At 71.2% G+C, this 25,325-nt stretch carries 23 protein-coding genes and 1 riboswitch; of the genes, 14 read left to right on the plus strand and 9 right to left on the minus strand.

From position 1 onward, the window contains the following. Positions 1-97 precede the first annotated feature (97 nt). From OJ997_RS27460 to OJ997_RS27485, 6 genes are read left to right on the plus strand one after another with little or no spacing between them, the layout of a single operon-like run. Positions 98-844 (plus strand): ABC transporter ATP-binding protein, encoded by a 747-nt coding sequence (locus OJ997_RS27460; protein WP_270028553.1) that lies wholly within the window; start codon positions 98-100, stop codon positions 842-844. Then, on the plus strand, positions 841-2,007 hold the full coding sequence (locus OJ997_RS27465; protein ID WP_270028504.1) for an ABC transporter permease: 1,167 nt from the start codon (positions 841-843) through the stop codon (positions 2,005-2,007). Before OJ997_RS27460 ends, OJ997_RS27465 begins: the two co-directional genes overlap by 4 nt. Positions 2,008-2,033: 26 nt before the next feature. Further along, complete coding sequence (locus OJ997_RS27470) at positions 2,034-3,182, plus strand: cytochrome P450 (RefSeq protein ID WP_270028505.1); 1,149 nt, start codon at positions 2,034-2,036, stop codon at positions 3,180-3,182. A gap of 9 nt (positions 3,183-3,191) precedes the next feature. Further along, the gene (locus OJ997_RS27475) at positions 3,192-4,118 is read left to right on the plus strand and encodes an alpha-glutamyl/putrescinyl thymine pyrophosphorylase clade 3 protein (protein ID WP_270028506.1); all 927 of its coding nucleotides are present in this window, start codon (positions 3,192-3,194) and stop codon (positions 4,116-4,118) included. Positions 4,119-4,163: 45 nt separating this feature from the next. Further along, the gene (locus tag OJ997_RS27480) at positions 4,164-5,552 is read left to right on the plus strand and encodes a hypothetical protein (RefSeq protein WP_270028507.1); all 1,389 of its coding nucleotides are present in this window, start codon (positions 4,164-4,166) and stop codon (positions 5,550-5,552) included. Positions 5,553-5,555: 3 nt separating this feature from the next. Next, positions 5,556-7,136: a glycosyltransferase family 39 protein gene (locus OJ997_RS27485; protein ID WP_270028508.1), complete on the plus strand. Its 1,581-nt coding sequence runs from the start codon at positions 5,556-5,558 to the stop codon at positions 7,134-7,136. Here OJ997_RS27485 and OJ997_RS27490 read toward each other — a convergent pair. Both OJ997_RS27490 and OJ997_RS27495 read right to left on the minus strand, forming a co-directional pair. Then, complete coding sequence (locus OJ997_RS27490; RefSeq protein WP_270028509.1) at positions 7,081-8,586, minus strand: sensor histidine kinase; 1,506 nt, start codon at positions 8,584-8,586, stop codon at positions 7,081-7,083. The two genes, OJ997_RS27485 and OJ997_RS27490, sit on opposite strands and share 56 nt — an antisense overlap. Further along, on the minus strand, positions 8,583-9,281 hold the full coding sequence (locus tag OJ997_RS27495; RefSeq protein WP_270028510.1) for a response regulator transcription factor: 699 nt from the start codon (positions 9,279-9,281) through the stop codon (positions 8,583-8,585). Before OJ997_RS27495 ends, OJ997_RS27490 begins: the two co-directional genes overlap by 4 nt. A 90-nt stretch (positions 9,282-9,371) precedes the next feature. Here OJ997_RS27495 and OJ997_RS27500 point away from each other — a divergent pair, with 90 nt between their 5' ends. Both OJ997_RS27500 and OJ997_RS27505 read left to right on the plus strand, forming a co-directional pair. Beyond that, positions 9,372-10,898, plus strand: a complete 1,527-nt coding sequence (locus OJ997_RS27500; RefSeq protein ID WP_270028511.1) for an NAD(P)/FAD-dependent oxidoreductase — start codon at positions 9,372-9,374, stop codon at positions 10,896-10,898. A 167-nt stretch (positions 10,899-11,065) separates the two neighbouring features. Continuing rightward, positions 11,066-12,400 (plus strand): DUF2252 domain-containing protein, encoded by a 1,335-nt coding sequence (locus OJ997_RS27505; RefSeq protein WP_270028512.1) that lies wholly within the window; start codon positions 11,066-11,068, stop codon positions 12,398-12,400. On the opposite strand, the gene OJ997_RS27510 is transcribed toward OJ997_RS27505, so the two are convergent. From OJ997_RS27510 to OJ997_RS27520, 3 genes are read right to left on the minus strand one after another with little or no spacing between them, the layout of a single operon-like run. After that, positions 12,397-13,926 carry a PQQ-dependent sugar dehydrogenase gene (locus tag OJ997_RS27510; protein ID WP_270028513.1) on the minus strand — a complete coding sequence of 510 codons (1,530 nt, stop codon included), beginning with the start codon at positions 13,924-13,926 and terminating at the stop codon, positions 12,397-12,399. The genes OJ997_RS27505 and OJ997_RS27510 overlap by 4 nt on opposite strands. Then, a complete protein-coding gene (locus OJ997_RS27515; RefSeq protein ID WP_270028514.1) occupies positions 13,923-15,380 on the minus strand; it encodes a PQQ-dependent sugar dehydrogenase in 1,458 nt (485 codons plus the stop codon). The genes OJ997_RS27510 and OJ997_RS27515 overlap by 4 nt, the downstream gene beginning before the upstream one ends. Next, a complete protein-coding gene (locus tag OJ997_RS27520; protein WP_270028515.1) occupies positions 15,323-15,649 on the minus strand; it encodes a rhodanese-like domain-containing protein in 327 nt (108 codons plus the stop codon). The genes OJ997_RS27515 and OJ997_RS27520 overlap by 58 nt, the downstream gene beginning before the upstream one ends. Positions 15,650-15,674: 25 nt before the next feature. Between OJ997_RS27520 and OJ997_RS27525 the strand changes: the two genes are divergently transcribed. Continuing rightward, positions 15,675-16,940, plus strand: coding sequence for a D-arabinono-1,4-lactone oxidase (locus tag OJ997_RS27525; RefSeq protein ID WP_270028516.1), 1,266 nt, complete (start codon positions 15,675-15,677; stop codon positions 16,938-16,940). Between the two features lie 4 nt (positions 16,941-16,944). After that, positions 16,945-17,409: a cupin domain-containing protein gene (locus OJ997_RS27530; protein WP_270028517.1), complete on the plus strand. Its 465-nt coding sequence runs from the start codon at positions 16,945-16,947 to the stop codon at positions 17,407-17,409. A gap of 1 nt (position 17,410) precedes the next feature. On the opposite strand, the gene OJ997_RS27535 is transcribed toward OJ997_RS27530, so the two are convergent. Together OJ997_RS27535 and OJ997_RS27540 are read right to left on the minus strand one after the other, a co-directional pair. Next, a complete protein-coding gene (locus OJ997_RS27535) occupies positions 17,411-19,207 on the minus strand; it encodes a glycerophosphodiester phosphodiesterase family protein (RefSeq protein WP_270028518.1) in 1,797 nt (598 codons plus the stop codon). A gap of 111 nt (positions 19,208-19,318) precedes the next feature. After that, positions 19,319-20,512: an amino acid deaminase/aldolase gene (locus OJ997_RS27540; RefSeq protein ID WP_308213593.1), complete on the minus strand. Its 1,194-nt coding sequence runs from the start codon at positions 20,510-20,512 to the stop codon at positions 19,319-19,321. Between the two features lie 53 nt (positions 20,513-20,565). Continuing rightward, a riboswitch (cyclic di-AMP (ydaO/yuaA leader) is annotated at positions 20,566-20,735 on the plus strand. Between the two features lie 118 nt (positions 20,736-20,853). Here OJ997_RS27540 and OJ997_RS27545 point away from each other — a divergent pair. Beyond that, on the plus strand, positions 20,854-21,498 hold the full coding sequence (locus OJ997_RS27545; protein ID WP_270028520.1) for a peptidoglycan-binding domain-containing protein: 645 nt from the start codon (positions 20,854-20,856) through the stop codon (positions 21,496-21,498). 6 nt (positions 21,499-21,504) lie between these two features. Here the strand turns inward: OJ997_RS27545 and OJ997_RS27550 are convergent, their stop codons facing one another. Then, on the minus strand, positions 21,505-21,726 hold the full coding sequence (locus tag OJ997_RS27550) for a DUF6458 family protein (protein WP_270028521.1): 222 nt from the start codon (positions 21,724-21,726) through the stop codon (positions 21,505-21,507). Between the two features lie 47 nt (positions 21,727-21,773). Here OJ997_RS27550 and OJ997_RS27555 point away from each other — a divergent pair, with 47 nt between their 5' ends. The 3 genes from OJ997_RS27555 to OJ997_RS27565 are packed head-to-tail and all read left to right on the plus strand — an operon-like array spanning position 21,774 to position 23,941. Continuing rightward, positions 21,774-22,934 (plus strand): acyl-CoA dehydrogenase family protein, encoded by a 1,161-nt coding sequence (locus OJ997_RS27555; protein ID WP_270028522.1) that lies wholly within the window; start codon positions 21,774-21,776, stop codon positions 22,932-22,934. 10 nt (positions 22,935-22,944) lie between these two features. Continuing rightward, complete coding sequence (locus tag OJ997_RS27560; RefSeq protein WP_270028523.1) at positions 22,945-23,583, plus strand: metallopeptidase family protein; 639 nt, start codon at positions 22,945-22,947, stop codon at positions 23,581-23,583. 28 nt (positions 23,584-23,611) lie between these two features. Then, entirely contained in the window at positions 23,612-23,941 is a 330-nt protein-coding gene (locus OJ997_RS27565; RefSeq protein WP_270028524.1) for an ArsR/SmtB family transcription factor, read from the plus strand. Here the strand turns inward: OJ997_RS27565 and OJ997_RS27570 are convergent. After that, the gene (locus tag OJ997_RS27570) at positions 23,938-25,308 is read right to left on the minus strand and encodes an ABC1 kinase family protein (protein ID WP_270028525.1); all 1,371 of its coding nucleotides are present in this window, start codon (positions 25,306-25,308) and stop codon (positions 23,938-23,940) included. The two genes, OJ997_RS27565 and OJ997_RS27570, sit on opposite strands and share 4 nt — an antisense overlap. Positions 25,309-25,325 lie beyond the last annotated feature (17 nt).

Genomic DNA, 25,325 nt, shown 5'->3' on the forward strand with positions numbered 1-25,325 from the left:
CCTCCCGCACACCGGCCGCGTCGTCGAGGTGGCCGGCGAGGGCGCGGCGCGCTCCGGGGTGGCGCCGGCTGGCGCGGCCGGGGCGGCGCGCACCGACGTGGCGGCCGTATTGCGGCTCGTCGAGGTCGTCAAGACCTATCCGGGCGGCGTCGAGGCGCTGCGCGGCGTGTCGCTCACGGTCGCGGCGGGGGAGGCGGTCGCCGTGGTCGGGCCGTCCGGCTCGGGCAAGTCGACGCTGCTGCACGTGATGGGCACGCTCGAGCGGCCGACGTCCGGGGACGTGTTCGTCGCGGGACACGACACGGCGCGGTTGGGTGAACGCGCGCTCGCGGCGCTCCGGGCGCGCGAGATCGGGTTCGTGTTCCAGCAGTTCTTCCTGCTGGATGGGATGACCGCGCTCGACAACGTCGCCACCGGCCTGCTGTACGCGGACGTGGCGCCGGGCGAGCGGCGGGTGCGGGCGCGGGAGGCGTTGACGGCGGTCGGCCTGGAGCACCGGCTCAGCCATCCGCCGTCCAAGCTCTCGGGCGGCGAGCGCCAGCGGGTCGCGATCGCGCGGGCGCTCGTCGGGCGGCCGGCGATCCTGTTCGCCGACGAGCCGACCGGCAACCTGGACAGCCGCACCGGGGCGGGCATCCTCGCGCTGCTGCGGGAGCTGCACGCGGCCGGTTCGACGATCGTGACGATCACGCACGACCCCGCGGTCGCCGACGCGTTCCCGCGCCGGGTGTCAATCACCGATGGGGTCGCATCAGCTCGCGCTGCGCGCTCGGATGCTTCGGTGGGAACTCGCCCAGGGGCTCGTTCCCACGCCGCGGCTGTCGAACGGACGGTGTCGTCATGACCGCCGGCGACGTGCTCCGCACCGGCGCACTGGGGCTGCGCACGCGGCGGGCCCGCGCGGCGCTGTCGGCGCTGGGGATCGCGATCGGCGTGGCGGCGATGGTCGCCGTGCTCGGCATCAGCGAGTCCTCCAAGGCCGACCTGCTGGCCGAGCTCGACAAGCTCGGGACGAACCTGCTGCAGGTCGCGCCCGGCGAGTCGTTCATGGGGGAGGCGTCCGTGCTGCCGGAGTCGGCGGCCGCGATGCTGCGGCGGGTGGGCGGCGTCGAGTCCGTGGCGGCGATCGCCGGCGTGGGGGAGGCCACCGTGCGCCGGAATCCGTACGTGGACGAGGCCGAGACGGGCGGGATCGGCGTCGCCGCGGCCGACCCGGCGCTGCAGGAGGCCGTCGGCGCGACCCTGCGCCGCGGGCGCTTCCTCGACGCGGCGACCGGCCGCTACCCGACCGTCGTGCTGGGCGCGGAGGCCGCGGCCACGCTCGGCCTCGACGACGCGGGTGGCCGCGTCTGGATCGGTGGCCGCTGGTTCACGGTCATCGGCATCCTCGACCCGGTCGCGCTGGCCTCGAACCTCGACACGGCCGCGCTGATCGGCTTCGCGGCCGCCAAGACGATCTTCGACCTCGACCCGAACCCGTCGACGGTGTTCGTGCGCGCCGACCAGGAGCAGGTCAGCACGGTGCGCGAGCTGCTCGGCGCGAGCGCCAACCCGGAGCACCCGGAGGAGGTCAGCGTCGAGCGCCCGTCCGACGCGCTCGAGGCCCGCGCCGCCGCCAAGACCGCGTTCACGTCGCTGTTCCTCGGCCTCGGCGCGGTCGCGCTGCTGGTCGGCGGCGTCGGGATCGCGAACGTGATGGTGATCTCGGTGCTGGAACGCCGCTCGGAGATCGGCCTGCGCCGCGCCCTCGGCGCGACCAAGCGCCACGTCGGCGTGCAGTTCCTGTCCGAGTCGCTGATCCTCGCCACGATCGGCGGCGTGGTCGGCACGGCGCTCGGCGCGCTGGTCACGTTCGGCTACGCCACCCACGAGGGCTGGCTCGTCGCGGTCCCGCTGATCGCCCTGGCGGGCGGCGTCCTCGTCTCGGTCGTCGCGGGCGGCGTCGCGGGCCTCTACCCCGCGCTGAGAGCCGCCCGCCTCTCCCCGACGGAGGCGTTGCGAAGTTAAAGGACCTGGGGCTTTATGTTCGGGGAGTGCTTCCGCCCGGACCGAAGGCGCCCGCCGCCGTGCAGACCGTCGAGTGGATCGTGCGGCCGACCAAGCTGCTGCGGGACGCCGAGGCGCGGTACGGCGACGCGTTCACGTTGCGCACCGCGTACTGGGACGCGCCGATGGTGCTCACGAGCGACCCCGACGCCATCAAGCGGGTGTACGCCGCGCCGCCCGACGTGCTCCAAGGCGGCGACGCCGCGGCGTTCATGGAGCCGTTCGTGGGCGCGAAGTCGTTGCTGATCCTGCATGGGGACGAGCACCTGCGGCAACGGCGGCTCGTCCTGCCGCCCTTCCACGGGCAGGCGCTCAAGCGCTGGACCGAGCAGATCCGCGCGATCACCCACGAGCAGCTCGACACGTGGCCCGTCAACACGCCGTTCAAAGCGCTGCCGAAGATGCAGGAGCTCACGCTCGACGTGATCGAGCGCGTGATCTTCGGCACCCGCGACCCCGAGCTCAAGCAGGCGCTGCGGGCCGCGCTCGACCTCACCGGCAGCACCACGAACCTGATCGCGATGTCGCTGATCCAACGCGACATCGGCCCGTACGGCCGCTTCCTCAAAGCCGTCGAGCGGATCGACGAGCTCGTCTACGCGCGCATCGACCAGCCCTCCACCGGCGACTCGATCCTCGACCTCCTCAGAGACTCCGGAGCGACCCGCGCAGAGCTCCGCGACCAGCTCGTCACCCTGCTCGCCGCCGGCCACGAGACCACCGCGACCGCGCTGGCCTGGGCGCTCGAACGCCTCGCGCGTCACCCCACGGACCTCACGCAGGACCCGGACCCGTTCATCGACGAGGTCCTGCGCACCCGCCCGGTGCTCTCCATCACCGCCCGCAAGACGCTCCAGCCCTACGAGCTCGGCGGCTACACGCTCCCGGAAGGCGTCTATGTCGCGCCCTGCATCTACCTCGCCAACCGCCGCGGGCGGCCGATCCCGTGGGGCGGCGGCACCCGACGGTGCGTCGGCGCCGCGTTCGCCCAACTCGAGCTCCGCGAGGTGTTACGAGCCGTGAGCGAGCGGTTCAGCCTCAGACCCGTGAGCGCAGAAGGCGAGCGGATGCGCCGCCGCAGCATCACCCTCGCTCCCGCACGCGGAGCGGAGATCATCGCGAACCCGCTAGCGTGAGTCGGCGCGATGTCCGGGTCTTTCTGCCGTCATAACCGGCCTACCTCCAAGTGTTCGATCTGCTCGCGTGAGCTCGACGAGAAGCTCCGCAACCAGGCGCCCATCAAGTACGTCACCGTGCGCAAGCCCGGGACGAAGCCGGAGCCACGCTCGCGCGCCGCTTCCGGCTCGAGCTCGAGCAGCTCGTCCTCGCGGGGCTCCAGCAGCACGAACCGCGTCGTCACGCGCAAGCTCGTGCGCGCCGCGGATGACGGCTACCGCAACCCGCTCGTCCAGGGGATGAAGGCCACGGCCGATGCGGAGCGCCTCGCGGGCGCGCTGACCCAGGCCGTGCAGCGGCTGCAGCCGCCCGGCCCGCACCCCGTGATCGCGGAGATCGCCGATCTCAACGACGCCACCTGGCTGGCGTTCCTGATCGCGCTCGCGCCGGAGCTCGAGGAGGCCCTGACCGCGGCGCAACCGCGCTGGGCGGACAAGGACATCTCCGCGCTCCCCGAGGCCAAGCAGAAGGCCGCGAACGCCTACCTCGCGTGGGTGGAGCGCGCCGGCTCGCAGGAGGCCGCGATCATGGGCGAGGACAGCTGGACGCCGGCCCGTCGCTTCGACCGGGTGTTCGAGCGGCTCGCGCTGTCCGGCTTCGGTCGCACCGCGCGCTACGAGCTGCTGACCACGCTCGGCTCCGCGGGCCGCTACCCGCTCGACGCGCAGTCGCCGCAGTTCGTCGAGGACGACGCGACGACGCTCGCGGCCAAGCGCCTGTTCGTCTCGGGCGACCGCACGCTGCTCGAGCGGCGCGCCCGCGAGTTCGCCGAGGCCGCCGACCTGCCGATCGCCGCGCTCGACCACGGCCTGAAGGTCTGGGCCACGCCCGGCGAGCACGTCGATCTCACCGCGGACCCGCTCCCTGGAGTCGCGTCCGCCCTGCGCATCGGTTAATTGGCCCTGACGCCGCTCTCAGCTCTCGCGCCAAGCGCCTCGCGTGTGCTGGAGCGGCTCGCCCCGCCGCCGCAACCGGTCGACGCGCCGCCGCCCAAGGCGCGTCCGTGGAAGCTGCTCCTGCTCGCGTGCTTCGCGCTCGCGGGCTTGAGCCTGCTCCTGCCGAGCGTTCCCACCTACGACCCGTGGGCGTGGATCATCTGGGGCCGCGAGGTCGCCCAGGGCGACCTGGTGACGACGACCGGCCCGAGTTGGAAGCCGCTGCCGGTCATCTTCACCACGCCGTTCAGCTTCGCGGGTGACGACGGCGCGCCGCTGCTGTGGCTCACCGTCGCGCGGGCGGGCGGCATCCTCGCGTTCGCGATGGCCTACCGGCTCGGTGCGAGGCTCGCGGGCCCGTTCGCGGGCATCATCGCCGCGAGCTCGCTGTTCCTCGCCGACGAGTTCATCCGCAACTTCTTCCGCGGCAACTCCGAGGGCATCCTCGTCGCGCTGTGCCTGTGGGCGCTCGAGCGCCACCTCGACGGCCGCCGGCGCGACGCGTTCCTGCTCGGCCTCGGCGCCGCGCTGCTGCGCCCCGAGGTGTGGCCGTTCATCGCGCTCTACGGCCTCTACCTGCTGATCGCGGACCGCAAGCTCAGCACGCTGCTGCTGGTCGGCGGCGGTGGCCTGTCGCTGCTGGTCCTGTGGTTCGTCCCCGAGTACATCGGCTCCGGCGACTTCCTGCGCGCCGCCAACCGCGCCCGCCAGCCCAACCCGGACTCGGCCGCGTTCGCCGCGCACCCGTTCATCGAGGTCTTCAACCGCAGCGCGTCCGTGCTCTCGCTGCCCGTGTACGTCGGCGGCGTGATCGCCTTCCTCGTCGCGATCTTCCGAAGAGACGGGCTCTACCTCGCGATGGCCGCGATCGGCACGGTGCTGATGGTCGCGGTCGCGGGCATGACCCAGGCCGGGTTCGCCGGCAACCTGCGCTACGTCGCGCTGCCCGCCGCGCTCGTGTGCGTGCTCGCCGGTGCGGGATGGGTGTGGCTGGTCCGCACCACCAACAAGCGCGCGGGCACGGTCGCCGCGGCCGCGCTGGCGGTCGTGATCGCCGCCGCGTCCGCGCCGTACGTGATCGCCGACGTGCGCGAGCTCGACGAGGCCGCGTGGCGGATCGACCAGGAGGCCCAGCTGTACGGCACGGTCCCGGAGGCGATCGAGGCGGCCGGCGGGCGCGAGAAGCTCATGGCCTGCGGCACGGTCTACACCGGGGCCTTCCAGACGCAGGCCGTCGCGTGGTACATGCATCTGCACGAGATGGAGTCGGAGATCTTCGCCTTCCCGCCCGGCACGACGATCGCCCCGTCCTACTCGGCCCTGTCCAAAGACCCCCGCTTCCCGCGGATCGCCAAGACCCGAAAGTGGGTCATCGGCTCCTCCTGCGCCCGCTGATCGATGGCCACCTTCGCCGCCCACCGCCGCCCGCTCGCCCTCGCGCGCCACGCCCGCGCGCTCAGCACGAGCTGGTTCGCCGTGCCGATCGGCCTCGCGGTCCTGATCGCGCTCTCCCTGACGGTCCGCACGGCGGAGCTCAAGATCGGCTTCTGGATCGACGAGGGCCTGTCCGTCGGCATCGCCGACCGCCCGCTCGGGGACATCCCGGCGGCGCTGCGCAAGGACGGCTCGCCGCCCCTGTACTACATGCTGCTGCACTTCTGGCTCGGCATCGCGGGCGACTCCGAAGAGGGCGTCCGCTCGTTCAGCCTGATGTGCGCGCTGCTCGCGATCCCGGTCGCGTGGTGGGCGGGCCTGAAGATCTGGGGCACGCAGAAGGCGGGCTGGATCGCGGCCATCCTGATGGCCTTCAACCCGTTCCTGAGCCAGTACGCCCAGGAAGCGCGCATGTACGCGATGGTCGCGCTGCTGGCGATCCCGGTCACGGTCTGCTTCCTGCGGGCCTACGCGCTGGACACCTCCAGCCGGCGCCCGTGGGTGATCGGCTTCGCGGTCTCGGAGGCGGTCGCGCTCTACACCCACAACTGGCCGATCTTCTTCGGCGCCGCGGCTGGAGCGGCCTGGATCGTGCTGTTCGCGATCGCCGAGCGCCCGCGCCGGAAGGAGCTCTTCCGCGACGCGCTGCTCGGCTTCGGCGGCGCGGCCGTCCTGTACCTGCCGTGGGTGCCGACGACGCTCTACCAGGCCCAGCACACCGGCGCCCCGTGGGCCGACGCGCCCGCGTTCAGCTCGCTGCTCGGCGTGCCGGGCGTGATCCTCGGCCGGCTGCCGGAGATCGTCTTCCTGATCTGCGCGGGCGCGGGGATCATCGCGCTGCTGCGCACGCGGCCTTTGAGTCAGCACGGCCGCGCCGCGATCGCGCTGCTGATCATCTGCGTGCTCACCCCGACGCTCGCCTGGGCGCTCTCGCAGAGCTCACCCGCCTGGGCCAACCGCTACCTCGCGGTGGCCGTCGCGCCGTTCCTGCTGCTGGCCACGGGCGGCCTCGCCCACGCGCGCCGGCTCGGCGTCTTCGGGCTCGTGCTCGTCGTGGTCATGTGGGCGCAGGACAGCGCGCCGGTCGAGAAGAGCAACGTGCGCTCGATCGCGCACACGATCGGCCCGAGCCTCGCGCCCGGCGACCTCGTGATCTCCACCCAGCCCGAGACGATCCCGCTGCTGCACTACTACCTGCCGGACGGGCTGCGCTACGCGACGCTGACCGGCGAGGAGACCGACTTCGGCGTCTGGGACTGGCGCGACGGCGTCGAGCGGCTGGAGGCGACGAGCGCCGAGACGGACCTCGCGCCGCTGATCGCCTCGCTCGAGCCGGGCACCCGCGTCGTGCTCGTGGAGCCGATCGTGTGGACGCTCAACCGCTGGCGCGCGCCGTGGACGAAGCTGATCCGGATCCGCTCGAAGGAGTGGTCGCAGGCGCTCTCGAACGACCCCACGATGGAGGTCGCCTCGATCCAGCCGACGAACTTCACGCCGCCGCGGCCGAACCCGGTGCAGGCGACGGTCTACGTGAAGACGCGCTAGCCGGCAGCGTCAGCGCGAACTGCGCGCCCTGGTCGGCGTCTTCGAGGCCCAGCGTGCCGTCCATGCGCTCGGCCAGCTCGCGGCCGATCGCCAGGCCGAGCCCGAACCCGGAGACCTCGCTCGTGGCCTTGCCGCGGTGGAAGCGCTCGAAGATCCGGTCGCGCTCCTCGGCCGGCACGCCCGGCCCGCGGTCGGCGACGCGCAGGATCACCGTGTCGTGGCGGTGGCTGGTGGAGATCAGGATCGGCTCGCCGGCCGGCGCGTAGCGCAGCGCGTTGTCGATCAGGATGCGCACCACCCGCGCGCAGGCGGCGGGATCGCCGAGCGCCCAGCACGGCCCCGGCGACTCGACGTCGAGCACCGTCCCGCGCTCGGACGCGTGCAGCTCGAACTCGGCCGCGACCGCCCGTGCGATCTCGCCCAGCTCGACCGGCTCGGAGCGCAGCAGCACCGCGGCGTCGAGCCGGCTGAGGTCGAGCAGCTCGCTCGCCAGCACGGACAGGCGCCGCAGCTCGCGCCGGGCGCTGGCGACCTGCTCCTGCGCGTCTGTGAGGTCCCCACCCTCGCGCAGGTCCTCGTCGAGCAGCTCCATCGTGCCCTGGAGCATCGTCAGTGGCGTGCGCAGCTCGTGCGAGGCGGTGGAGACGAACGAGCGCCGGGCCGCCTCCTGGCGGCGTAGCTCGTCCTGCATGCGGTTGATCGCGCGGGCGAGGTCACCGACCTCGTCGCGGCCGCGGTCGATCGGCGGCGGCGCCTCCGGGCCCTCGGCCGTGATCCGCAAGGCGGCGCGCTGCAGGCGCTTGAGCCGGCGCGTCAGCGTGCCGGAGAGCGCGAGCCCGAGCCCGATCGCCACCGCGAGCCCGACGGCCGCGGAGATCAAGAAGCGGTTGCGCACGAGCGCGACCGTGCTCGCGACGTCGGCCAGGCTGCGCTGGGCGACCGCGACGCCGACGATCTCGTCGTCGTCGAAGAGCGGCATCGCGAACGTGAGCGTGTCGTCGCGCAGGACCGTCTGCGAGAGGCCTTCGCGGCGGGCACGGAGGGCGATCGCGAGCGCCGCGGACTCGTCGACGGTCGGGTCGGTGTCGAACAGGAACAGGGACTTGCCGTTCGTGCTCGTGAGCTGGTTGTCGGTGACGAGCACGCGCGCGCCGGTCCGCTCACGCAGGTCGTAGCCCGGCTCGACGAGCTCGGTGTAGCGGTTCTCGAGCCGGCTCGTGACGAGGTTCCCGCGCTTGGTGCCCTTGTCGGCGCCGGCGCGCACCGCGTCGCCGAACTTCATGCGGAGGTTCTCCGTCGCGGTCTGCAGCTGCTTGCGGTTCTGGTCGCGCAGCTGGTCCTGGAGCGGGCCGAGCGTGATCGCGACCGCGATCGCGAGCGTCACGGCACTCGTGGCCACGAAGGCCAGCAGCAGCCGGCCTCGGAGCCCACGCAGTGCCGTCCGGATCATGCCTCGCGGAAGCGGTAGCCCTGCCCGGGGACGGTCAGGATGAGGCTCGGCTCCTCCGGCTTGGCCTCGAGCTTCTCGCGCAGATGGCGGATGTGCACGTCGATCGCGCGCGGGTCGCGGTACGCGGAGTCGCCCCAGATGGCGCGCAGCAGCTCCTGGCGGTTGAACGCGTAGCCCGGACGGCTCATCAGGCAGCCGAGCAGCTCGAACTCGCTGAACGTCAGCCGCACGGGATCGTCGCCGACCGTGACGCGGCGCAGATCGCGGTCCAGCGTGATCGGGCCGACGCGCACGTTGCCCTCGACGACGCGGCCCTGCGCGCGCCGCAGCACCGCGCGGATGCGCGAGCGCAGCTCGGCCAGGCCGAACGGCTTGGTCACGTAGTCGTCCGCGCCGGCCTCCAGGCCCTGGACGGCGTCCGCCTCGCTGTCCAGCGCGGTCAGCATGATGATCGGGACCACATCGCGCCGGGAACGCAGCGCGCGAGCGACGTCGTATCCGGTGGGGCCCGCGCCGAGCGCGACGTCGAGCAGGACGACGTCGTACGCGCGCTCCGCGGCGGCGTCGAGCGCGGTGTCGCCGTCGCCGACGGCGGTCACGCGGTGACCTTCGCGCTCGAACGAGCGCGTGAGCATCTCCCGCAACGGGCGGTCGTCGTCGACCAGCAGGATGTCCAAAGCACTGCTCGGCTGCACGGCCGGAGAGGTTAGAGCCTGGGCTTAAGGCCTGTTAGCGGCCTTTAGCATCCGCCGTGAAATCGATGAGGCGCGGGCATGGTGAGGGGCATGTCCACCGTTGACATCACGCCGGCTGACGCTCCGCGTCAGTCCCGGCCCGAGAAGCCGGTCGCCGTCCTCGGCGGCGGCCCCGCCGGACTCACGGCCGGGTACCTCCTGGCGAAGGAGGGGCGTCCCGTCATCGTGTTCGAGGCGGAGGACCAGGTCGGCGGCATCGCCAAGACCGAGGTTCGTGACGGCTACCGGTTCGATCTGGGCGGCCACCGCTTCTTCACCAAGGTCAAAGAGGTCGACGACCTCTGGCACGAGGTGATGAAGGAGGAGTTCCTCAAGCGCCCGCGCATGTCGCGCATCTACTGGCGCGGGAAGTTCCTCGACTACCCGCTGAACGGGCAGGACGTCATCAAGAAGCTCGGCCCGGTCGAGCTGACGCGTTGTCTTCTCTCCTACATGTGGGCGGCCATCACGCCCAAGGGCCGTGAGGACAACCTCGAGCAGTGGGTATCGAACCGCTTCGGCAAGCGGCTCTACCAGCACTTCTTCATGTCCTACACCGAGAAGGTGTGGGGCGTCCCGGCCTCCGAGGTGCGCGCCGAGTGGGCCGCGCAGCGGATCAAGGGCCTGTCGTTCTTCTCGGCCGCCAAGGCCGCGTTCTTCGGCAACAAAGGCAACAAGATCAAGTCGCTGATCAACGAGTTCCACTACCCGCGCTTCGGCCCGGGGCAGATGTGGGAGACGATGGCCGACGAGATCATCGCCAACGGCGGCGAGGTCCGGATGAACACGCCGATCACGGCGATCGAGGTCAAGGACGGCAACGTCGTCGCCCTCGAGGCCGGTGGCGAGCGCATCGAGCCGTCGCAGGTCATCTCGTCGCTGCCGCTGCGCGCGACGGTCGGCATGGCCGGCGCCGCCGCTCCGGGCTCGGTCCAGGCCGCTGCCCAGGGCCTGCGCTACCGCGACTTCCTGACGGTCGCCCTGATCATCGACGGCGACGACCTGTTCCCGGACAACTGGATCTACATCCACGAGCCCGGCGTCGAGGTCGGTCGCATCCAGAACTTCCGCTCGTGGTCGCCGTGGATGGTCCCGGACCAGTCCAAGGCCTCGATCGGCATGGAGTACTTCTGCTTCAAGGGCGACGAGCTCTGGGAGTCCTCGGACGAGGAGCTGGTCGAGCTCGCCAAGCGCGAGATCGAGAAGCTCGGCCTGGCGAAGGCCTCCAAGGTCGAGCGCGGCTTCGTCACGCGCGTCCCGAAGGCGTACCCGATGTACGACGCCGACTACTCCGATCGCGTCGACTCCATCAAGGGCTGGCTCGAGGGCATCTCCAACCTCCAGCAGGTCGGTCGCAACGGCCTGCATCGGTACAACAACTCGGACCACTCGATGCTCACCGCCATGCGCGCGGTCGACAACATCATGACCGGTTCGAAGCATGACCTGTGGGCGATCAACGCCGAGTCGGCGTACCACGAGGAGCAGCAGGAGCCCTCGCAGCCGTACAAGCGCGTTCCGAAGACCCAGTACGTCGACGAGCCCCTCGTCGAGACCAAGGAAGAGGCCGCCGCCTAGACGCATGTCCGATTGGCCCCTTCCGGGTGCGATGCCATTCTGATCCCACGCTTTGGAGGGCGTTCGGACGGAAGAGTTGCACCTCACGGAGGGGGAGCGGACGGATTCGCCGAGAACGGCCGTGTCTTACGACACGGCCGTTTGTCGTTAAGGGACGATTCGTCGCGATGCCTTCCATCGCAGACCTTGCCGCATCCGACTCCGAGCGCCAGACGCACATCGTCGACGTCCTCGTCGACGCCTTCGCGGACCTGATCGAACGCGACCCGCGCGCCTTCCGCGGCAAGTTCCGCAAGATGGCCGCGGACCCGTTCGCGTTCTACCGCGGCAGCGCGCCGCTGTTCTACTCCGACATGGCGCAGCTGGACGACCCGTGGGTGGACGAGGCGACCTCGCGCGTGTGGATCCAGGGCGACCTGCACGCGGAGAACTACGGCACGTACATGGACTCGGCGGGCGTGCTCGTGTTCGACGTCAACGACTTCGACGAGGCCTACCTCGGCCACTACACCTGGGACCTGCAGCGGATGGCGGCGTCGCTCGCGCTGCTCGGGTTCCGCAAGGCGCTCAGCGACGGCTCGATCACGGCGCTGATCGAGACCTACGGCAAGGCCTACGTGGAGACCGTCCGGCTGTTCGCGACCTCCGAGGTCGACCGCGACTTCCGGCTCACGCTCGACAACACCGAGGGCCCGCTGCTGGGCGTGCTGCAGGTGGCGCGGGCCGAGACCCGCGTGCGGCTGCTGGACGCGCTGACAGCCTTCGACGGTGTGGACCGGCGGCTCGCGAGCGGCGGGGGCGCGCGTGACCTCGACGACGCCGAGCGCGACGCGGTGCTCGCCGCGTACCAGCAGTACCTGGACACGATCCCGGAGGCCAAGCGCCAGCAGTCGCTCTCGTACGCCGTCAAGGACGTCAAGGGCCGCGCGGGCGTGGGGATCGGCTCGGCCGGGCTGAAGGTCTACACGCTGCTCGTCGAGGGCCGGACGCAGGCGCTGGAGAACGACGTCGTGCTGTCCATGAAGCAGGCGGGCACGCCGGCCGTCTCACGCGTGGTGACCGACGAGAAGATCCGCGCCTACTTCGAGCACGAGGGGCACCGCACCGCGGTCTCCCAGCAGGCGCTGCAGGCGCACGCCGACCCGTGGGTGGGCTGGTGCGAGCTCGACGGCGTCGGCCAGATCATCAAGGAGGTCTCGCCCTACGAGGCCGACCTCGACTGGGACGTCGTGACCGAGGTCGACGAGATGCTGCCGCTCGTGCACGACCTCGGCCGCGCGACCGCCAAGGTCCACTGCGTGTCCGACTCCGGCTCCGAGCACCCGCTCGTGGACATCGAGGTCGAGGCCAAGATCACCGACGTCATCGGCGGCCGCCACGACGAGTTCGCCCAGGACCTCGCGCGCTTCGGCGCCGAGTACGGCGCGCTCACGCGCGAGGACCACCGGCGGTTCGTCGACGCCTTCCGCAACGGGATGATCCCGGGCGTCGAGGCCGACTAGCGGACGCGGGTCGTGGCGCGCTCGCTGCCCGCCCGGACCGTGACCGTGAAGCGCTTCGCCGTGCCCCGGGTGCGGCGGAGCTTCAGGACCGCGCGCTCGCCGGCCGTCATCGACCGCGTCAGCGTCTTGAAGCCCGGCGCGGACACGGTGACGCGGCAGGCCTTGTTCGTCCGGATCGCGACCGAGACGTAGCCGCGCCGCGCGAGCGAGCGCTCGCCCGTCACGCGGTGGCCGGCCAGGCACGGGCGCGCGTCGGGCGCGAAGACCGGCGTGGGGGTGGGCGTGGCCACGGCGGCGATCACGGGCGGGGTCGGGGTCGGGGAGGCGGTCTCGGTGGCCGTCGGCGTGGTCGTCACGGTCGGTGTGGCGGTGGCGGTGGCGGTGGCGGTGGCGGTAGCGGTGGCCGTGGCGGTGGCGGTCGCCGTCGCCGTGACGGTGGGGGTGACGGTCGGCGTGGGGGTCGGCTCCACCGCGTCGCACGGCGTCGCCGTGCCGTCCACGAGCCGCGAGACCGGCCCGTTCTGGCTCACGACGAGCACCCGCCCGCAGGCGTCCTCGCCGAACGACGCCAGCGCGCTCACGTTGATGCCGAGCGCGGCGTCGGTCGACGGGTTCGCGAGGTCGACCGAGCGCAGCGCCGAGTTGCAGAAGTCGCCGTAGACGTAGCGTCCGGCGAGCGTCGGCAGGCCGGGGTCGCGCACGACGTAGCCGCCGGTGATCGAGCAGAAGTTGTCGGGGGCGCCATGCGTCTTCTCGAGCACGGGCACGTGGGTGCCGGTGGCGCAGCGCGTGTCGCCCGACCGGGGACCGTTGATCGTCCCCTCCTTGCACGGCCAGCCGTAGTTGCCCGCGAGGCCGACGTTGATCTCCTCGCGCGCGTTCTGGCCGACGTCGGCGATCACGATCTGCCCGTCGGGCGCGAACGAGAACCGCCACGGGTTGCGCAGGCCGACGCTCACCTGCTCGATCGCGCCGCTGCCGACGTTGATCCGCAGCAGCTTCCCGAGCTGCGAGCCGGGGTCCTGGGCGTGGTGGTACTCGTCATTGGAACCGCCGCCGTCGCCCGTCCCCGCGTACAGCAGGCCGTCGGCCCCGAACTGGAGCTGGCCGCCGTTGTGGTTGGAGTTGTCGGTGTGCGGGATCGACGCCAGCACCGTCACGCTCGCGGGGTCGCCGTCGGTGTACTCGCGCACCTCGAGCGCGCCGGCGGGCTGCGCGGTCACGTACACGTAGAGCTTCTTCGACGTCGCGTGGTCGGCCGGGAACGCGACCGACAGCAGGCCGCGCTCGCTGCCCTGCGACAGCACGGTGCCCGTGATGTCCATGTACGTCGTCGTGCCGGCGGACGTGACGGTGCTGATCCGGCCGGAGCGCTCGGCGACGAACACGCGGCCCTTGTCACCCGGCGCGGCACCCGCCCAGGTGGGCTGGATGAACGTGCCGACGGGCTCCAGCGTCGGTGCCGCCGCGGCGGGTGCGGCGAACGCCAGGCCGAGGACGAACGCAGCCGCCGCGAACCGGATCATCCGCGAATCTTGACAGCGCGACTGAGTGTGCGGACGTTGCCGACCGCGTCGACCGCGGTGACGCGAACGGCGACGCGCAGCGAGGCCTTGCGGCGCAGCGCGCTCCGGACCGCGCGCACGCCCCGCGCCGTCAGCTTCACGCGCACGACCGCGCGCTTGCCCGCCGTCAAAGACGTCTTGGTCGAGCGGAACTGCGCGATGCCCTTGATCGACGCCTTCACCGTCGCGCGACAACCCTCGTCGGTGCGCAGCGCGACCGTCAGCCGCCTGTACTTGCGCACGCTGCGGACGCCCGTCGCGCGCAGCGCCAGCGAGCACGCGCGCGTGTCCGGCACCACCGTCGCGGGCGGCGAGCCGAGGTCGCAGGCCGACGGGGCGCCGTCGACGAGCCGCCACACGGGGCCGTTGAGCGAGACCACGAAGATCCGCCCGCACGCGTCCTCGCCGAACGAGCTCAGGCCCTGCACCGAGAGCCCGAGCGCGGCGTCCGAGCGGGGGTTGCCCAGGTCGACCGAGCGAAGGCCGGTGGCGCAGTAGTCGCCGTAGATGTACCGCCCGTTCAGGGTCGGCAGGCCGGGGTCGCGGACGACGTAGCCGCCGGTGATCGAGCAGAACCCGTCGCCGTCGTGCGTCTTGTCGAGCACGGGACCGGCGGTGCCGGACGCGCAGGTCGCGTCCTGGCGCGGACCCGCGATCGCGCCCTCGCGGCACGGCCACCCGTAGTTCGACGCCAGCCCGACGTTGATCTCCTCGCGCGCGCCCTGCCCGACGTCGGCGATCACGATCTGACCGTTGGCGCGGTCGAACGAGAACCGCCACGGGTTGCGCAGCCCGACCGACGCGATCGTCGCCGCGCCCGTGTTGACGTCGAGCTTGATCAGCTTGCCGAGCAGCGAAGCCGGGTCCTGGGCATGCCGGAACGCGTCGTCCCCGCTGCCCCCGTCACCCGTGCCGAGCCACAGCAGCCCGTCCGGGCCCCACTGCAGCTGGCCGCCGTTGTGGTTCTCGGCCTCCCGGTGCGGGACCGTCAGCAGCACGCGTCCACTGGCCGGGTCGGCGACGTCCGGGGACCCGCCCCGCCGGTACTCGCGCACCTGGATGTCCCCGCCCGCGACCGTCAGGTAGACGAAGAAGCGTCCGGAGGTCGCGTAGTCGGGCGAGAAGGCGAGGGACAGCAGCCCACGCTCGGAGCCCTCGGAGAACGTCTCCGAGGTGAGGTCGAGGAACGTCTGCGTCGCGGCGCCGTTGGCGACGAGGATCTTGCCCTTGCGCTCGACGACGAACACACGCGCGCCGTCGCCGGGCGCGCCGGCGGCGAACACGGGCTCGGCGAAGTCGCCGAGCTTGGACAGCGACGGTGCGGCCTCAGCGGTGCCGCAGACCGCGAGCGCCGCGATCAGTGATCCGCCACATGCCCACCGTCGGGTTCGAGCGGCAAGCCCTGTGCGTCCCATTCCAGCAGTCCTCCGGTCATCGTGTACGCGTCGTAGCCCGCCTGCCGAAACGCGTTCGCGGCCATGGCCGACCGTCCACCTACCCGGCAATAGAAGACGACAGGCGTCTCACGGTGGATCGTGTCCGCTTGCGCGGTCACCTGACCAAGTTCGAGGTGGCGCGCACCAGGTATGCGGCCCTCGTCCCACTCGTAGGACTCACGGACGTCGATGAGCTGGACCTTGCCCTCGCGCACGAGCTCCGCGACCTTCCCAGCTTCGATCTCCATCACCTGGACGGTACCGTCCGCGGGCATGGAGTGGGTCAACTGGTCGGGCTCTCAGCGCTGCGCGCCGGCGCGCTACCTCGCGCCCCGCACCCGGCGGGAGCTGGCACAGGCGATCGTCGACGGCCCCGCCCCGGTGCGCGTCGTCGGCGCCGGGCATTCGTTCAGCGGCGGCGTCCCCACCGAGGGCACGCTGATCAGCCTCGACCACCTGTCGCGCGTGCTCGACGCCGACGCCGCCACGGGGCTCGTCCGCGTCGAGACCGGCATCCGCCTGAAGGCGCTCTCCGCCGAGCTGCACGCGCGCGGGCTGGCGATGCCCAACCTCGGCGACATCGACGCGCAGTCGCTCGCGGGCGCGCTGTCGACCGGCACGCACGGCACCGGCACGCGCTTCCCGAACCTCGCGGGCCAGGTCGTCGAGCTCGAGCTGGTCCTGGCCGACGGGAGCGAGCGGACGATCGCCGGCGGGGAGGCGCTCAGGGCCGCGCGGGTGTCGCTGGGAGCGCTCGGCGTGATCGTGGCCGCGACGATCCGCTGCGTGCCCGCCTTCCGGCTGCGGATCGTGGATCGCCCGGAGCCGCTCGGGGAGGTCCTCGACACGCTGCAGGTGCGCGCCGACGAGCACGACCACTTCGAGTTCTGGTCGTTCCCGCACAGCGAGATCGCCCTCGTGCGCACGCTCGACGAGACCGAGGACGCGCGCAGCGTCCCGGGCCGTGCGCGCCGGTACGCGAGCGACGTGCTGATGGACAACCACGCCTTCCGCGCCCTGAGCGAGGTCGCCAGGCGCTTCCCGGGCCAGATCCCGCGCCTGAACCGGGTCATGGCCGGCGCCGCCTCCCAGCGCGAGCGCGTCGACTGGTCCTACCGGATCTTCGCCTCGCCGCGGCTCGTGCGCTTCGAGGAGATGGAGTACGCGCTGCCACGCGAAACGGCCGTGGACGCGGTGCGCGCCGCGAAGGCCGCGCTCGAGCGCCACCCGGTGAGCTTCCCGATCGAGCTGCGCTTCAGCGCCGGCGACGATGCGCTGCTCTCTCCCGCGCACGACCGCGCGTCCACGTTCGTCGCCGTACACGTGTTCCGTTCGATGGCGTACGAGCCGGCGTTCCGGGACGTCGAGGCCGCGCTGAGCGCGTTCGGCGGGCGCCCGCACTGGGGCAAGCGCTCCTTCCTCACCGCAACCGATCTGGCCGCTCTCTACCCGCGCTGGGACGCGTTCCAGGCCTTCCGCCGCGAGCTCGACCCCGACGGCCGGTTCGCGAACGCGTGGCTGCGAAACGTGCTGGGATGACGCGATGAAGTCCTTCAACATCTTCGAAGACGTCAAGCTCCAGCACGACGAAGAGGACCCCGAGGGCTACAAGGGCGGATACCACCGCCTCGGGCCGGAGCTCGACGGCCGGCGCATGGGCGCGACCGTCTACGAGCTCCCGCCGGGCCAGGCGCTGTGCCCGTACCACTGGGAGACCGAGGAGGAGTGGCTGCTCGTGCTCTCCGGCGAGATCACGCTGCGCCACCCCGACGGCGAGACCGTGCTGAAGGCTGGCGACGTCGTCGCCTTCCCGGACAACCCGTCCGGCGCGCACAAGACCTCCAACCAGGGCTCAGAGCCCGCGCGGATGTTGATGTGGTCCACCAAGGACCGCGCGGGCTACTGCATCTACCCCGACTCGGACAAGGTCCTGCTCTTCGCGGAGGGTGCGGAGAGCAGGCGCCACGAGCTGGGCCCCGAGGTCGACTACTACCTCGGCGAGGTCTGAGCTACGGCTGGGTGGTGCTGAGGGTGAAGGTCAGCGTCGTCGCGTAGGTGCCGGTCGCGAGCGGGTCGTTGGCGGCGATCGACTGGCGGACCGCGATCGGCGTCACCTCCCGGCTGACCGGGCCCGTCCAGGACTGCAGGGCGAGCGTGCCGTCGAGCGGGGTCAGCGGCATCGTCGCGCCGGCCTTGACCTGCAGCGGCGAGGCGAGCGTGCGGCTGCCGTTGGCGAGCTTGCCGCCCGTGACGGTGAGCGCCGCGTCCTGCGCGCTGGAGGTGATCGTGGCCTCCGTGGCGGCGTCGTAGTCCCGCGCGACGCCGGGCACGAACGTGCCGAAGCTCAGGTTGCCGGCGAGCGTGAGGCCGAGCGTCGCCGGGACGGTGCCGCCGACCGGCGTCGGGAACGTCATCGTCGGGCCGTCGGCGGTGCGGTCGAAGCGCAGGTAGTCGAGGTTGAAGTTCTGCGTGCCGGTGCCGTCCATGCGGAACCAGATCGACTGCTTGCCGGCGCTCAGCTTGCGCTCGGAGTCGAGCAGCTGCAGGTTGAACGCGTCGTGCGAGGTCGTGTTCCGGATGTTCACCGGCGTGGAGGTGACGCCGTTGCCGTAGTCGAGGAAGACGCGGCCGGTGGGGGCGTTGACGGCGATCCGGCCGTAGACCTTGTAGGTGCCGGACTGCGGCACGTCGATGTCGTAGCGCAGCCACTCGCCCTGCCGCGTGTAACACACGACCAGCGCGCCCTGCTGGTCGCACACGTCGACGCCCTCGTACGGGCGGTACTGGCCGGGGATGTTGTTGTCGTCGCTGTCCCAGTAGCCCGTGCCCTTGCCGGCCGCGTAGTCCTCGGCCTGCACGCGGAACTGCGTGGCGGGATCGGGAAGCGCCGTCACGTCGGCGCCGGCCAGATAGCGCTGGAGCTCGGGGATGTTGTCGGTCTGGATGATCGTCGCCGAGTGGTCCTGGATCACGGCCTTCCAGCCGAAGCGCGGGTTGCGCAGCGAGGCCTCGTCGGTGTAGCCGGCGGCCAGGCCCTTCCACATCGTGTTGATGAACACGCGGCTCGTCTTGGCCAGGTTGGCGGCGTAGGGCGGCTGCGCCTGCGCGTCGAGGAGGTTGTCGAAGATCAGCTCGTACGCCTCCGGCTGGTCGTCGCCGAACTGCGCGGGGCTGCCGTTGTTGCCGTCCTCGACGATGTGCGAGTAGATGATCCGCGGGTCCTTGGCGCGGAAGGCCTGCACCTCGGCGACCGGCGCGTTGCTCTTGAACATGCCGTACTCGACCGTGTCGGTCGCGACCAGCACGTCGTAGACCTGGTCGCGGTAGCCCCAGGCCTTGTCGAGGTTGATCAGCGCCTTGCCCTTGACGGCGCGCATGACCTCCTCGAGCGTCGGCACGCGCTCGTCGGTCAGCGCCGCGGAGCCGTTGCCCAGGCCTTCGCGCAGACGCAGCCCGCGGACCTGCTCGAACGTGAGGTCCGAGACGTTGCCGGTGCCGCTGGTCGTGCGGTTGACGGAGTCGTCGTGCATGATCACGAGCTGGCCGTCTTTGGTGCGCTTGACGTCGATCTCGATGACCTCGACGCCGGCCTTGATCGCGGCTTCGACGGCCGGCAGCGAGTTCTCGGGCGCGGAGCGCCAGTCGGCGCGGTGCGCGGCGACCATGATCGGGGCGTCCGGGCCGTGCTGGGCGAACAGCGAGCGGACGTCGGCCGACGCGGAAGGCGCCGCGGCGAGCGCGGTCGTCGCGCCGGCGAGCAGCGCGAGGAGGACGGCCGGAGTGCGGCCGCCGGGGAGACGCGACATGGGACCCTTTCTCTGTGGACCAAAGTGGGGACTTCGGTCCGGTTTGCCGCGCCGGTATATCGGGAGCGCCGCCGCGCCAGGTCGCCTCGTAACGGCCTGTTCACGCGGCGTCTACAAGAACGTCTTGCCTTCCCCGCGGTAGGTCGGGACGGTGTCGACGACCTTGTCGCCCTGCACGAGGTGGACCTCGTCGAAGCGCTCGCACAGCTCGCCGGCCTTGGCGTGGCGGAACCACACCTGGTCGCCGACCTGGAGCTCCGTCGCCGCACGGCCCAGCAGCGGCGTCTGGACCTCGCCGGCGGCCTCGAGCGCGTCGAGCTTCAGTCCGGCCGGGAGCACCGGGCGGGGGAGACGGTCCTTCCCGGGCGCGCCGGACGCGATGTAGCCGCCGCCGAGCGCCGTGGCCAGCTTCGGCGTGGTCTTGCGCACGACCGGGAGCACGAAGAACGCCGCCGGCGTGGGCCGGAACGCGCGGTAGGTGTCGAACAGCGTCGGCCCGTAGAGCCCGGAGCCCGCGGCGACCTCGGTCACGGCCGGCTCGGCGGCGGTGCGCTCGATCGAGCCCGTGCCGCCGCCGTTGACGAACCGCAGCGGCGCGACGGAGCGCACGGCGTCGACGACCTCCGCGCGCCGGCGCGCGAGCTCACGCGCCGACAGGGCCTGCAGCACCGGCAGCGCGAGCCGCATCAGCGGGCGGCCCGGCGGCCGGTCGCCGACACCGGCGATCTGGCCCTCGTAGGCCATCAGCCCGTCGAGCTCGAGGTCCTCGCGGGCGACGATCGTCCGCGCGAACGCCTCGACCTGGGACGGATCGTGCAGCGGCGAGCGCTTCGGCCCGAGCGTCATAAGACCGCCGGGAACCCGCCAGCCGGCGTCCACGTCGATGCAGACCTTGACGGGGCCGCCCGGCTTGGCGGCCGTGATCAGGTCCAGGTGCTCGGCGCAGTCGACCATGACCGTGATCCGGGCTCGCGCCTCGGGATCCTCGGCCAGCCTGCGGAGCGCACCGCGGTCCACGGTGGGGTATCCGACCACGAGGTCGTCCCATCCCAGTGATGCGAGCCACAGTGCTTCGGGCAATGTGAAGCACAGCTGCCCGCGAAACCCGGCTTTCAACGCCCTGGCTTGCAGTGTGCGCACACGCAGGGATTTCGAGGCCAGGCGCAGCGGAACACCCCGCGCTCTTCTCATGAAATCGGTGGTGTTGGCGTCGAACGCGTCGAGGTCGATGACCGCAAACGGCGCGTCCAAGCCAAATGTGGCGTTTTGCAACACGCTTTGGATTGGTCTCTGGAGCAAGTTCACCCGAATCGGGGACGCTATCCGCTCCGAGATGAGCTAGAGTGCCCGCCGGAACACGGGACATAACGCCGAACCCGAATTGGCTCAGGCTGATTCGGGACGGGGGAACCAAGGTTTGGAGCAGGGGTCACTGCTCCGGGGGCGAATCACCGCACGATGCGGTGTAGCGCGACGCTTTCCGCGCGAGCCCGACAGCTAACCCCGTAGGCGATTAGAAAGAGGAGATCGTCTTGTCACGCTGTCGCACGCTGTGCGTGGGCTTGCTCTTAGCTGTTTTTGCACTGCCGGTATCCGCGGCAGATGCTCGTCGGGTCACTTTTGGTGAGCGAGATCTGCGTCAGGGCATGCGCGGGACCGACGTTCGGGTCCTGCAGGACTTCCTTACGAAGGCCGGCGTAAAGACGAAGGTCGACGGCCAGTACGGCCCGGCGACCACGTCGAACGTCAAGCGCTGGGAGCGCAAGTCCAAGCTCCCCGTCGACGGCAAGGTGCCGAAGACCGACGCGTCGACGCTGCGCATGCAGGTCGCGCAGGGGACTGCGGGCACGCAGTCCATTCCCGCCCCCGCACCTACTGCCAACGCCACGCTGGGGGCCGACGGAAAGGCGATCGCGCCGGTGGGCGCGCCGCCCGAGGTGGTCGCGGTCATCGCGGCCGCCAACGAGATCGTGGGCAAGCCGTACAAGTACGGCGGCGGCCACGGGGATTGGGAAGATTCCGGCTACGACTGCTCGGGCTCTGAGTCCTATGCTCTACACGGCGCCGACCTGGTCAGTCGGCCCCTGAACTCCTCCGAGTTCATGTCGTGGGGCGAGCCTGGCGAGGGCCAGTGGATCACCAGCTATGCCCACGGCGGGCATTCCTTCCTCGTGGTCGCCGGCCTGCGTTTCGACACGGGCTACAACGACTCGTCCTCCTCCGGCCCGAAGTGGTCGGAGAAGATGCGGCCGACGGACGGGTTCACCGTCCGCCACCCCGAAGGTCTCTAACTCGGCTTAGTAGTACTCGCGGCCTCTCGCGACCGGACGTTCTTCGACGACCGTCCGGTTGCGACGCCAACCGCCGAGGAAGAAGAGCGTGATCACGAGGCCGATGATCCCGATGATCATCAGGATGATTCCGACGGTCGAGATCTCGAGGCCCGAGACATCAGCGTCGACGGCGAAGTAGAGGATCGCGCCAACGGCGATCAGAAAAAGTGAGGATCCGATTCCCATGTCGGAATGTGGATCCCCAAGGCCTCCGCGCGCCAAACTAGGTGGCTATGCCGCCGACAACAGACGTTGACACCTACTCGCTGACCCAGGAGCAGGTCGACTTCCGGGACATGATCCGCCAGATCGTGCGTGAGCGGGTCGCTCCGCGCGCGGCGGAGATCGACGCCAAGGCCGAGTACCCGTGGGACCTGCGCAAGCTGTTCGCCGAGCAGGACCTGCTGGGGCTCCCGTTCGAGGAGCAATACGGCGGCACGGGCACGGGCGCGCTGATGCTCAGCGTCGCGATCGAGGAGGTCGCGAAGGCGTGCGCCTCCAGCGCGCTGATCCTGATGCTCCAGGACCTCGGCACGCTGCCGATCAAGCTGTTCGGCTCCGACGAGCTCAAGCAGCGCTTCCTGCCCAAGTGCGCGTCCGGCGAGTGGTCGCCGGCGTTCGCCCTGAGCGAGCCGGAGGCCGGCTCGGACCCGGGCGGGATGATCACCAAGGCCGTCAAGGACGGCGACGAGTGGGTCATCACGGGCACCAAGAACTGGATCTCGAACCTCGGGATCGCGGACTTCTACATCGTCTTCGCCAAGACGGACACGACCGCGGGCCGCTCGCGCGGGATCAGCGCGTTCGTCGTCGAGGCCGACCGGCCCGGCTTCTCGACCGGCAAGGTCGAGCACAAGCTCGGCATCAAGGGCTCGCCGACCGGCTCGCCGATCTTCGACGACGTGCGCATCCCGGCGAGCAACCTGATCGGCGTCGAGGGCAAGGGCATGAACGTCGCGCTCGGCACGCTCGACCACTCGCGGCTCGGCGTCGCCGCGCAGGCCGTCGGCATCGCCCAGGGCGCGATCGACCACGCCGTCGCCTACGCCAACGAGCGCAAGCAGTTCGGCCAGGCGATCTCCGAGTTCCAGGGCATCCAGTTCAAGCTCGCCGACATGGAGACGCGCACGGCGGCCGCGCGCGAGCTCTTGTACCGCGCGAGCGCCAAGATCGACCGCCACGAGGCCGACCGCGGCAAGTACTCGGCGATGGCCAAGCTGTTCGCCTCGGACACGGCGATGGCGGTCACCGTCGACGCGGTGCAGGTGCTCGGCGGCTACGGCTACGTGACCGAGTACCCGGTCGAGCGCTACATGCGCGACGCCAAGATCACGCAGATCTACGAGGGCACGAACGAGATCCAGCGTCTCGTGATCGCGCGCAGCCTCCGGTAGCCTGGATCTCATGCTCTCGCGCTTGCCGGCCGGGCGACGGATCGCCTTCTCCTTCGTCATCTGCATCGCGGTGGCGCTCACCGTCACCGTGTTCGTCCAGGACGGGCTCTCGAACAAGGGCTGGCTGCGCGCGCTCGAGGTGCTCGGCGTCGTCATCACCGCCGGCGGCGTCGCGGCCCTGATCATCGGCCTGATCGTCTCGCGGATGGCCAACTACCAGGACCCCGAGAGCGAGGCCGAGTTCGAGCAGATCGTCATCCGCTCGGAGCGGCTGGCGCGCGAGAACCTGGCGGCCGAGCCGGACGAGGGCGAGTTCATGGAACTGGACCCGTTCAACCCGGTGGACTTCGAGACGCTCGTCCAGGAGGCCCTGGACGATCTCCCGGACCTGCTGATCAAGGCGCTCGAGCGCGTCCCGGTCGTCATCTCCGACAAGGGCCACAAGGCCCGCGCGTACGGGCTCTACCAGGGCGACACCGTGGCGCGCGACAACTACCACGACCGCATCATCATCTTCCGCGACACGCTGCTGCGGGACTTCGGGCACGACCCGGACCTCCTGCGCGACCAGGTCACCCGCACGGTGCGTCACGAGCTGGCGCACCACCTCGGCGCGGACGAGCTCGGCGTTCGTGAAATGGGCCTTTAGGTAGTCCGAGGTACGATGGACGTCGAACATGCACTTCGAAGAGCCTGATCTCGAAGCCGTTTCCCTCGCCGCCATCATGGCCGCGCTCAGCGACCCGGTGCGGGTCGCGATCGTGCGCGAGCTGGCGGTGCGCGGGGAATCGAGCTGCGGCGCGTGTGACGTGGGCGTGTCGAAGGCGACGCGCTCGCATCACTTCAAGGTGCTGCGCGAGGCGGGCCTCACCCGCACGCGCGCCGAGGGCACGCACCGGCTCGTGGCGCTGCGGCGCGACGAGGTCGAGTCGCGGTTCCCGGGTCTACTCGTGGCCGTGCTGGCCGCCGCCGAGGCCGAAGCCGGCCTCACCGCGGTCCCCGCCTAGCGCGCCCAGAACGCGGCGTCCTGCTCGCCCAGCGGCGTGCTGGGCGCGGCGTCGCCCCAGAACTCGGAACCGAGCGCGTGCCAGTCGGCGCCCGCGCGCACGTCGCCGAGCGTCGCGAACACGAGGCTCTCCATCCGCCGGATCAACAGCGCCTGCGGCGGGATCGTCTGGCGCCGCATCTGCGCGAAGTACGGCGAGCGCGGGGATGAGCCCTCCTCGATGATCGCCGCGACGTCGGCCGAGGTGAGCCGCCGGAAGCCTGGCTCCAGGTACCAGGACGCGGCCATCCGCAGTTGGCCGAGCAGCAGGTCGGGCTCGAACTCCTCAGGGTTGGGGAGGTACCCGAGCCGGGCCAGTCCGGCCTTGACCTCCGCGGCGTCGCCGCGCGTGATGGCCTGCGCCAGCGCGCGCTCGCCCGCGAGGTAGTCGGCGTCGACGACGCGCATCAGGCCGAAGTCGAGGAAGCCGACGCGGCCGTCCTCGAGGAAGAGGTAGTTGCCGGGGTGCGGGTCGCCGGCGGCGCGGCGCAGGTGGTTGAGCGTGCCGAAGAAGAAGCGGAAGACGATCTCGCCGAAGCGGTCGCGGTCGGCGTCCGGGAGCGTCTTGACGACGTCGAAGCGGCGGCCGGCCATGAACTCGGTGACGAGGATGCGGCGGCGGCTCAGGGCCGTGTCGACGGGCGGGATGAACACGAGCGGGTGACCGCGCCAGCCGCGCTCCATCGCGCGGTGGTGCTGGGCCTCGACCTCGTAGTCGAGCTCGTCGGCGATCCGCTCCCGCAGCTCGCCCGCGAGCGCGTTCACGTCCAGGCCGGGCGCGAGCCGCCGGATCAGCGGGAACAGCATCTGCATGTTGCGCAGGTCGGTCTCGACCGCCTCCGCGATGCCCGGGTACTGGACCTTGACCGCGACCAGCCGGCCGTCCTTGGTCGTCGCGCGGTGGACCTGGCCGATCGAGGCCGCCGCGAACGCCTCGGGCTCGAAGTCGGCGAAGGCCTGCGCGACCGGCATCTCGAGCTCTTCCTGCATGAGCTTCTCGATCGCCTTGAACGGCAGCGGCGGGACGTCGTCGCGCAGGGAGGCGAGCGTCGCCTTGAACTCCTCGCGCTCGGACTCGGGAATCGCGGTGAACTCGACGGTGGAGAGCACCTGGCCGATCTTCATCGCCGCGCCGCGCATCTGGCCGAGCTGCTTGACGAGCTCGCGCGCGGTCGCGGCGGCGCGGTCGCCGGTCGCCGCGTCGGCCGCTTCGTCGCTGCGGAGCGCGTTGGCGGCGCGCGTGCCCGCCCAGCGGATGCCCTGACCCGCGACGAGGCCGCCGAAGCGGCGCGTGCGGGCGATGCGGGAGGTGGGTGGGTTCTCAGCCATGGGGTCTCAACAGCCTA

The organism is Solirubrobacter phytolaccae, from assembly GCF_027587195.1.
Classification (GTDB): Bacteria; Actinomycetota; Thermoleophilia; order Solirubrobacterales; family Solirubrobacteraceae; genus Solirubrobacter; species Solirubrobacter phytolaccae.